This is a genomic window from Pseudoalteromonas sp. NBT06-2, from assembly GCF_002276045.1.
Taxonomy (GTDB): domain Bacteria; phylum Pseudomonadota; class Gammaproteobacteria; order Enterobacterales; family Alteromonadaceae; genus Pseudoalteromonas.
This window is the reverse complement of the sequence record NZ_NQMR01000368.1, coordinates 1-1,162: the sequence shown is the minus strand read 5'-3', so window position 1 is coordinate 1,162 and position 1,162 is coordinate 1. Positions and strand designations below refer to the sequence as shown.

The 1,162-nt window shown below is 41.5% G+C and carries 1 protein-coding gene; it reads left to right on the top strand.

The features are described 5' to 3' along the window. Window positions 1-103 precede the first annotated feature (103 nt). Window positions 104-1,069: an alpha/beta fold hydrolase gene (locus CJF42_RS26100; RefSeq protein ID WP_095369388.1), complete on the top strand. Its 966-nt coding sequence runs from the start codon at window positions 104-106 to the stop codon at window positions 1,067-1,069. Window positions 1,070-1,162 lie beyond the last annotated feature (93 nt).

Here is a 1,162-nt window from a genome sequence, read left to right as displayed (position 1 = left end):
GTTAGGTATTTATTTGACCACTTTACTCATTTTAAAGATAAATACTCTTAAGTAAATTTATCAATAAACAAAATATGGTTTAGTTTGTGTTCAGGGAAGCAGGATGGAAAAACAAGTAGAGAAGATCAGCGACAGCCGAAGAGATATGCTAAAAAAAGCCACAGCAATGGCAACCATTGTCGCGACTAGTGGCATCACAGGTAATGTTCAGGCACAAGCACAAAATGCTGTTGCTAATTCGAGTAAAGTGGAACCCAAATATTTACCAACTCCAAAACAGGTTCCTGCAACTGAAGGTGTTTTGCCACTCTCAGGTGGTGCAGGGCTTTATTACTGGGATACAGGCGGTGAGGGGCCAGCAATTGTACTTTCACATCCAGGTAGAGGTAGCGCATTAACTTGGCCTTATCAACAACCTGCTTTTGCAAAAGCAGGGTTTAGAACAATTGCATATTCAAGACGCGGATATTTTGGCTCTCCAGCCGGTTCAAAAAATGACACCGGCAATTATGCTGATGACCTTAATGCTTTAGTTGAGCATTTAGGTGTAGATAAATTCCATATTCTGGGTCTGGCAGCGGGAGGTTTTGCTGTTTCTGATTATGTAGTTTCTTATCCCGAAAAACTACTTAGTATGACTATCGTCTGTAGCCTTTTCGGCTTATGGGATAAAAATATCGATGAACGATTAGACTTTATTCTTCCTAAACCTTTTGGTGATCTACCACCCGAGTTTAAAGAGCTTGGTCCTTCCTATCGTTGGGCGCATCCTGAGGGGGTAAAGGATTGGATTGAAATGGAGAAAAAGTCTAAAGGTGATGGGGTTAGGCACGGACAAAAAGCGAAAAGTAGTATTACATGGGACAAAATTAGAGCTGCTAATGTTCCTACTTTTTTTATTGCAGGTGGGGCTGATTTATATCAACCGCCTTCTATGATGCGAGCTGCCGCTCGAGAAATACCCCATAGTGAGACACTTGTGGTTCCAGAAGCAGGACATGCTGTCCAGTGGGAGCAGCCTGAAACATTTAATCGTTCGGTTCTCGAGTTTTTCAGAAAACACAGTTAAATTCTCTTGGACGAGTTAATGTTAAGCAATACCTAACAAGTCACTCAAAAGGACAAATAACAGTTGGCTGTTTGCTCCTTCGTCGCTAATTTT

Excerpts from the sequence above, each read along its gene's own strand:
- CJF42_RS26100 (WP_095369388.1), top strand. The coding sequence starts at position 104 with ATGGAAAAACAAGTAGAGAAGATCAGCGACAGCCGAAGAGATATGCTA.